The 7,381-nt window shown below is 69.4% G+C and carries 9 protein-coding genes; 4 read left to right on the top strand and 5 right to left on the bottom strand.

Going from position 1 to position 7,381, the window contains the following annotated elements:
• On the bottom strand, window positions 1-563 hold a 563-nt coding region (locus ACFWPJ_RS19440; protein WP_378853211.1), incomplete at its 3' end, for an NADP-dependent oxidoreductase.
• A 70-nt stretch (window positions 564-633) separates the two neighbouring features.
• Here ACFWPJ_RS19440 and ACFWPJ_RS19435 point away from each other — a divergent pair.
• Together ACFWPJ_RS19435 and ACFWPJ_RS19430 are read left to right on the top strand one after the other, a co-directional pair.
• A complete protein-coding gene (locus tag ACFWPJ_RS19435) occupies window positions 634-1,590 on the top strand; it encodes a GlxA family transcriptional regulator (RefSeq protein WP_378853209.1) in 957 nt (318 codons plus the stop codon).
• A 408-nt stretch (window positions 1,591-1,998) separates the two neighbouring features.
• Window positions 1,999-2,835 (top strand): phosphoribosylaminoimidazolesuccinocarboxamide synthase, encoded by an 837-nt coding sequence (locus ACFWPJ_RS19430; RefSeq protein ID WP_378853207.1) that lies wholly within the window; start codon window positions 1,999-2,001, stop codon window positions 2,833-2,835.
• Between the two features lie 78 nt (window positions 2,836-2,913).
• Here ACFWPJ_RS19430 and ACFWPJ_RS19425 read toward each other — a convergent pair whose 3' ends face one another.
• Window positions 2,914-3,270, bottom strand: a complete 357-nt coding sequence (locus ACFWPJ_RS19425) for a winged helix-turn-helix transcriptional regulator (protein ID WP_378853205.1) — start codon at window positions 3,268-3,270, stop codon at window positions 2,914-2,916.
• Between the two features lie 50 nt (window positions 3,271-3,320).
• On the opposite strand from ACFWPJ_RS19425, the gene ACFWPJ_RS19420 reads away from it, so the two are divergent.
• On the top strand, window positions 3,321-4,214 hold the full coding sequence (locus ACFWPJ_RS19420) for an NAD(P)-dependent oxidoreductase (protein WP_378853203.1): 894 nt from the start codon (window positions 3,321-3,323) through the stop codon (window positions 4,212-4,214).
• 250 nt (window positions 4,215-4,464) lie between these two features.
• Here the strand turns inward: ACFWPJ_RS19420 and ACFWPJ_RS19415 are convergent, their stop codons facing one another.
• Window positions 4,465-5,172: an NAD(P)H-dependent oxidoreductase gene (locus ACFWPJ_RS19415; RefSeq protein ID WP_378853201.1), complete on the bottom strand. Its 708-nt coding sequence runs from the start codon at window positions 5,170-5,172 to the stop codon at window positions 4,465-4,467.
• Between the two features lie 124 nt (window positions 5,173-5,296).
• On the opposite strand from ACFWPJ_RS19415, the gene ACFWPJ_RS19410 reads away from it, so the two are divergent.
• Entirely contained in the window at window positions 5,297-6,244 is a 948-nt protein-coding gene (locus tag ACFWPJ_RS19410) for an AraC family transcriptional regulator (RefSeq protein ID WP_378853199.1), read from the top strand.
• Here the strand turns inward: ACFWPJ_RS19410 and ACFWPJ_RS19405 are convergent, their stop codons facing one another.
• Window positions 6,245-6,676 carry a nitroreductase family deazaflavin-dependent oxidoreductase gene (locus ACFWPJ_RS19405; RefSeq protein WP_378853197.1) on the bottom strand — a complete coding sequence of 144 codons (432 nt, stop codon included), beginning with the start codon at window positions 6,674-6,676 and terminating at the stop codon, window positions 6,245-6,247. It lies immediately after the preceding gene.
• A 45-nt stretch (window positions 6,677-6,721) separates the two neighbouring features.
• Entirely contained in the window at window positions 6,722-7,198 is a 477-nt protein-coding gene (locus tag ACFWPJ_RS19400; RefSeq protein ID WP_378853195.1) for an NUDIX domain-containing protein, read from the bottom strand.
• Window positions 7,199-7,381: the final 183 nt, after the last annotated feature.

Genomic DNA, 7,381 nt, shown 5'->3' with positions numbered 1-7,381 from the left:
CGCAGGTGCTCATGCTTGGCCGCGCTCGCCGTCCCGATGACATACGCGCCCCGTGACTTCGCGATCTGCACCGCGAGATGGCCCACCCCGCCCGCGGCCGCGTGGATCAGCACCCGTTGTCCCGCTTGGATATTCGCGGTGTCGACCAATGCCTGCCAGGCGGTGAGCGCGGCGAGCGGCGTTGCACCGGCCACGATGTGGTCGACGTTGTCCGGCTTGCGGGCGAAGGCGCGCGCGGGTCCGACGACGTACTCGGCCAGCGAACCGTGCCCGTGCGGGTAGGGCAGCATGCCGAACACCTCGTCGCCGGGCTCGAACAGGGTGACGCCGTACCCGACCGCCTCGACCACGCCGGAAACATCCCAGCCGAGCACGAAAGGCGGTGGGGGCAGGAACAATCCGGGGAGGGCGCGATGCTTCCAGTCCGTCGGGTTGAGTCCGACCGCGTGGACGCGGATGAGCAGCTGACTCGGGCCGGGGGTGGAACGGGGGAGTTCGATCTCGCGCAGGACCTCGGGTCCGCCGAGAGTGTCCTGGCTGATGGCGCGCATGGTGTCGGTCATGGGGTCAACGGTGCCGGGTGGGCGGCGCCGGGAAAATGGCAGAGATGTCATCATCCGATAGAATCGTGCCATGCATCGCGTGGTGGTTCTGGCACTCGACGGCGTGTATCCGTTCGAACTCGGCACGCCGCAGCGGGTCTTCGGCACCCTCGACGACCGCTACGAGGTGCTCACCTGTTCCGCGGATGGTCTGCCGGTGCGAACCTGCGCCGACTTCGGGATCACCGTCGAGCACGGACCCGAGTTGCTGGCGACCGCCGACACGGTGGTGGTTCCGGCCAGCGACATTTCCGAGTCGGTCACCGGGCTGGGCGAGGTGACCAGAGGCGCGCTCGCGCGGATCCGGCCGGGCACCCGGATCGTGTCGATCTGTACCGGCGCGTTCGTCCTGGCCGCGGCGGGTCTGCTCGACGGGCGGCCCGCGACCACACACTGGCGCCTGGCCGAATCGTTCCGCCGGCATTTCCCGCAGGTGCGGCTCGACCCGGACGTGCTGTTCGTCGACGACGGCGACATTCTGACCTCGGCGGGCGCCGCCTCCGGCCTCGATCTGTGCCTGCACATCGTGCGCGCCGACCACGGCAGCGCGGTGGCCAACCACGTGGCACGCCGGTGCGTGGTGCCGCCCTGGCGTGAGGGCGGGCAGGCGCAGTACATCGACCAGCCCGTTCCCGATCCCGCGGTCGCGAGCACCGCCGCCACCAGGCACTGGGCGCTCGAACACCTCGAACTTCCGCTGACCATGGCGGAGCTGGCCGCGCACGCGCGAATGAGCCGGCGCACCTTCGCCCGCCGGTTCGTCGACGAAGTCGGGATGAGTCCGGGCCGCTGGCTCACTCAGCAACGCGTGTCCAGGGCCAGGCACCTGCTCGAAGCCAGCGATCTGTCGGTCGAGCAGATCGCGAGCCGGGCCGGCTTCGCGACGGGCACCTCGCTGCGTCAGCACTTCCAGGTCGCCGTCGGCGTCGCCCCGCTGTCCTACCGCCGCACGTTCCGTGTCGCTGACGGCGAGCGCGCGACCGCCTGATCGGCTCTCCGGGCGAACTCGCGGGGGCCCACACACGAGCCGCCCCCTGCCCATCGATCACCGCGCTGAGCGTTCACTTTCGCGCAGATCGGGCGCAATCGGCACCATCTTTGCGATTGGTGGATGCTCAGCGCATGTCCGCAGAACTATCGGCGACTTCGAAACAGGCCTAGGCCAGGAAAAGCCCGCGACCGTCGCCTCTGTGGAGCAGCAGCGAGGCTCTGAACATGCCGGCGACAGTGGCCCGAGCGGAATTGCGGCCGGGGCCGCCAAGCGCGCTCCGCGTCCGATGTACCAAGAAATGTGATTCGGCCTCGCGTCGGTGACCAGGCCGGATCCGGTCATCGGGCGGGCCGGTAGAGTTCCGGGCGAACCCAGTACGCCCATCCAGGATTCGGAGGCTCGACGTTGAAGCATTTGCACGCCGGGAAAGTTCGTGACCTCTACGAGGACGGCGACACCCTGCTGCTGGTTGCCTCGGACCGCGTGTCGGTCTACGACGTGGTGCTGCCGACGCCGATTCCGGAGAAGGGCGCGCTGCTGACCCAGCTGTCGAACTGGTGGTTCGAGTACTTCACCGGCATCCCCAACCATGTGGTCTCCGCGACCGATGTGCCCGCCGAGTTCGCCGGGCGCGGTATCCGGGTCAAGCCGCTGAAGATGGTGCAGGTCGAGTGCATCGCGCGCGGCTACCTGACCGGGTCGGGGCTCAAGGAGTACCAGCAGTCCGGGACCGTGTCCGGCATCGCCCTGCCGCCGGGGCTGCGTGACGGCGACAAGCTGCCCGAGCTGATCTTCACCCCCTCCACCAAGGCCGCCGAGGGGCACGACGAGGCGATCAGCTTCGCCGACGTGGTGAACCAGGAGGGCCGCGAGGTCGCCGAGAAGCTGCGTGATCTGACCCTCGAGATCTACTCGCGCGGCGCCGAGCACGCGGCGAAGGCCGGCGTGATCGTCGCCGATACGAAGGTCGAATTCGGCTGGGACGGTGACGTGCTCACCCTCGGTGACGAGGTGCTCACCTCCGACTCCTCGCGCTTCTGGCCCGCCGACGAGTGGGAGCCGGGCCGCGCGCAGCGTTCCTTCGACAAGCAGTTCGTGCGCGACTGGTCGACCTCCACCGGCTGGAACAAGGAGTACCCGGGCCCGGAGATCCCCGACGACGTGGTCGAGGCGACACGGCGCAAGTACGAAGAGGCCTACGAGCGCATCACCGGTCGAACCTGGCAGGGCATCGGGGGCTGATGCCCGCGCGGCGCCGGGCGATACACCGGCGCCGCACTCTGTCGCAGGTCGCGCGCGATGGCCGACCACGGTCCCGCGTCAGTGCACCGGCGCGAGAACACCTTTGACCTCGCAGATGTGGTCCATGTTCGCGTTGCCCCACGCGCCGAGCGTGACGAGCGCCGCGTTCAGCGATATCCCGAGCTCGGTGAGTGAGTACTCCACCTTCGGCGGCACCTGCGGGTAGATCTCCCGGCTGACGATGCCGTCGTGCTCGAGCTCGCGCAACTGCTGGATCAGCATCTTCTCGGTTACCCCCGGCACCATCCGCTTCAGGTCGCCGAAGCGCTGCGTGCCGGTGGACAGCGCCCACAGGATCAGCGCCTTCCACTTGCCGCCGACGACGTCGAGCGCGGCATCGATACCGCAGGAATACGGACGCTCTCGCTGCTTCATGTTCGCCTTACTTACTTCTTGGTGAGTATTGGACTTGATAGTCGGTACTTGTGGAGTGTACCGCTACAGGCGAATCTAGGAGGGCGTTGCCGACCGGCGACGAGAGCTTCGAACCAAGGGGAAACATGACCAACTCGGCGACGGCACAGCGGGTTTCGGTAATCGGTCTCGGCGCGATGGGCACCGCGCTGGCGCAGGCGCTGCTCGTGGGCGGCCACCAGGTGACGGTGTGGAATCGCACCGCGGCGCGGGCCGAGCCGCTCGTGGCGCAGGGCGCGGTGCTCGCGGCGAGCTCCGCCGAGGCGCTGGCGGCGGCCGACCTGGTGATCCTGTGCGTGCTCGACGACGCGGCGGTGCGCGAACACATCGAGCCCGCCGCGGCGCGACTGCGCGGCCGCACCGTGGTGAACCTGACCACCACCACGCCGGAGCAGGCGCGCTCGCTGGGCGAATGGGCGCTGGCCAACGAGGTCGACCTGATCGACGGCGGCATCATGGCCGTGCCGTCGATGATCGGCGGACCGGCGGCGTTCGTGCTCTACAGCGGCGCGACCGCCGCCTTCGAGCGGTTCCGCGCGGTGCTGGAACTGTTCGGCCGGGCCGAGTTCGTCGGTGCGGATTTCGGTGCCGCGGCGATGTACGACCTGGCGATCCTGGGCGGCATGTACTCGATGTTCGCCGGTTTCCAGCAGGGCGGCAAGATGGTGCGCACCACCGGCGGCACCGCCGCGCACCTGGCCACGCTGATGGCGCCGTTCCTGCAGGCGATGACGACCATGTTCGCGCAGTACGCGCCCGGTATCGACGACCCGGACAACTATGTCCCGGAGCAGAGCGCCGAATTCACCGCGAGCGCACTCAGCACCATCAACCAGGCCGCCGCTGAATCTGGCACGGCCACAGAGCTGTTCGGTGTCCTGCGGCACGCCCTGCCGGGCATCTAGGGTCTGATTCGAAGTTGGCCGACTACGCTGCGGCTTGCGCTGAGCATTCACTCCACGCTCCGATAGTCCCGATTGCGACCGATCGGCGGGATAGTGAACGTTCAGCGCGGTGGCCGAGGAGATTCTGGTTGGTGACTCGACTCGTGGGGTGACGAGCGCGTAGGCCGGTCCACTACTTCGAGACAGGCTCCTAGCCGCGGACGGCCCCGACCGTGCGGTGACCGCGACCGTCACCGCACGGTCCCCGCGCTCAGGCGTCGACCAGGTTCGCGGCGAGGAAGTCGTCGACGAAGCCCTCGGCGGTCGACTCGAACGCGGCGTAGTGCGCGGCGCGGTCGTCACCGCTGATCGCCTCGCCGATGACGAGATTGCCCTCGGCGTCCAGGCTCTGCGGCTGGTCCTCGGCGTCGGGGAGCAAGCCGACCCGGGAGTCGGCGAAGCCGCTGTAGTAGGCCAGACCGGCGCTGAGCTGGGCTTCCAGCAGCTGCTGCATGCCGGGGAGGATCTCGTCGCCCGCGGTCGCGCCCGCCAGGCCGAGCCACAGGATGCGCTTGCCCGCCAGGCGCGGCTTGCTGCGGCCGTAGGCGAATCCGTAGTTCCAGACGCTGTCGATCCAGCCCTTGAGCGTCGCGGGCACGCTCTGCCAGTAGACCGGGAACACCACGACGACGACCTCGGCGGCCAGCAGCCGCCGCATGTGCGCCTCGGTCCCGGGGGCGTACTGCTTGTCGCGGTTGCCCCAGTCGGGCTGGTCGGCCACGGTCATCCGCGGGTCGAAGTTCTCGGCGTGCAGATCGAGGAAGTCGATCGTGTACCCGGCGGCGGTGAGCCGGTCGGCCGCGCGGCGCGCGATATGGGCGGACAGCGAGTCGGCGCGGTGATGCGCGAGCACGACAAGTGCTGTGCGAGCGCCTGTTTCGGACTGGTTCGTCCCGGTGGTGGTGAGCGACTGCGACACGGTGGGCTCCCTGTTCGATCGTGGGTGGGACGGTGTGCCCCGTGCCTTCGAGTCAACCGTGATTCGCGTGGACGATCTATGGGTGATCATCTCCAGTTGATAGGAGTTCGTCTACGCTGATGGCATGGACCCGTTGAGTTCGCTGCTGAGTGGCATCCGCGCCGACGGCTCGGTCGTCGCCCACGCCGTCCTGCGCGCACCGTGGACGATTCGCTTCGCCGATCGAGCGCCGCTGATCATGGTGTGCGTGCTGCGCGGCGGCGGCACCCTGGTGCTCGCCGACGGGTCGCGCACCCGGCTCGGCGCGGGCGATACGGCGGTCGTCCAGGCCGGTGAACCGTTCCAGCTCAACGATACCGAGGCCGCTTCGGATCAGCCGCTCACCGAGTACGAGCTGTCCTGCTTCGTGCCGGACGGATTCGGCCGGACCGATTCATCCTGCGCCACACCAGAATTGAATGAAGAGATCACCGAAACCGGTGCGCCGGGGGAGACCTCGCTGATCGTCGGCGCCTATCGCGCCTCGGGCAGGCGGCACGAACGCCTCCTGCGCGCCCTGCCGCCGGTGATGGTGGTCGCCGCCGACAGCGACGTGTGCGCCTGGCTCGAGGACTCCGCCGCCGAGGCGGTCCGGCACAGCGCGGGCTCGCAGGCCATGATGGATCGCCTGCTGGACTGGTCGCTGGTCTGCAACCTGCGCACCTGGCTCGCCGAGCAGCAGCACTGCGCGCCCAACTGGTACCGCGGGATGGCCGATCCGGTGGTCGGTCCTGCACTGGAAGCCATCCACGCCAAGCCTTTCGAGCGGTGGACGGTCGCGGGCCTGGCCGCCGAGGCCGCCGTGTCGCGGGCGCTGTTCGCCAAGCGGTTCACCGAGGTGATCGGGGAACCGCCGCTGACCTACCTCACCGAATGGCGGATGGCCGAGGCGGAGGAACTGCTCGCCGATCCCGCGCGCAGCGTCGCCCAGGTGGCGACCACCGTCGGCTACTCCGACGCGTTCGGTTTCAGCGCGGCCTTCAAGCGCTCGCGGGGCAGCAGCCCGACGGAGTTCCGGGCCGCCCTCGTCTGATCAGGTCCGCGGTGTGAGCAGCACCAGCGGGATCTCCCTGGTGGTCTTGGTCTGGTAGTCGCCATAGCCCTTGTACCCCTTGACGACCCGGGGCCACAGCTTCGCCCGTTCTTCCGGGGTGGCGATGTGAGCCGTCATCGGTCGCGTCGGACCGGTCTGCAGCGACACCTCGACGTCCGGGTTGTCGCGCAGGTTCAGGAACCATGCCGGGTGGGTCGGGTCGCCGCCGCGCGAGGCCACGACGACGATGGTGTCACCGTCGATGACCGGCGCGGTCAGCATCACCGTGCGCGGTGCGCCGGATTTGCGGCCGATCGTGGTCAGTTCGAGGCAGGGCATCCCGAGGAAGCGGTTGCCGATGCGGCCGCGGCTGAGGGTGAGCAGAGCGCGGTGGCCGGCGTTCATGATCTTGAACTGCAGGTCGGGGGGCATAGCAGCAATGTACTCCGCCCAGGTGACCGCCCGGCGTGTCCGGCGTCAGCCCAGGTGGTCGGTGAGACGGGTGAGAAAGGGGCGCTGACCTTTCCCGAGTTTGTCCTCGGCCGTGGCCGGATCGAACCAGGCCGCGCGATCGATCTCGGGGAACACGCCGGTGCGGCCGGAGCGCGGCGGCCATTCCATCTCGAACTTGCCCGGGACGACCTCGGCCGGATCGAGATCGCCCTCGACGGCCCACACGGTGACGGTCTTGCGCCTGCCGCCGCTGCCGTAGCGCACCTCACCGAGATCGATCCAGTCGCCGTCGGGGACAGGGAGGCCGAGTTCCTCGGTGAACTCCCTGGCCGCGGCCAGGCGCGCCGACTCCTCGTCGGGGACGTACTCGCCCTTGGGAATCGACCACGCCGAGGAGTCCTTCTTCGCCCACAGCGGGCCGCCCAGGTGGCCGAGCAGGACTTCGATCCCGGCGGCGCGGCGGCGGTAGACCAGGACGCCCGCACTGAAAACATCCGTCACGACTGCGAGTCTGCCAGGGCCGCCGTCAGTCGAGTCCATCGACGAACCGGCCGAGCAGGCGGGCGAACGCGGCGCGGTCGGGGGCGGACCACCCCCGCCTCCCGCGAGGGGCGTGGGCCGCCGGGCCGGCGGGGGGCCCCCCCCCACCCCCCCCCCCCCGGGGGGGGGGGGGAGACCCCCGCA

It is taken from the genome of Nocardia sp. NPDC058497 (assembly GCF_042720195.1).
GTDB lineage: Bacteria > Actinomycetota > Actinomycetes > Mycobacteriales > Mycobacteriaceae > Nocardia.
Note: the sequence above shows the minus strand (reverse complement) of the source record. Positions and strands in the feature narration are given on the sequence as shown.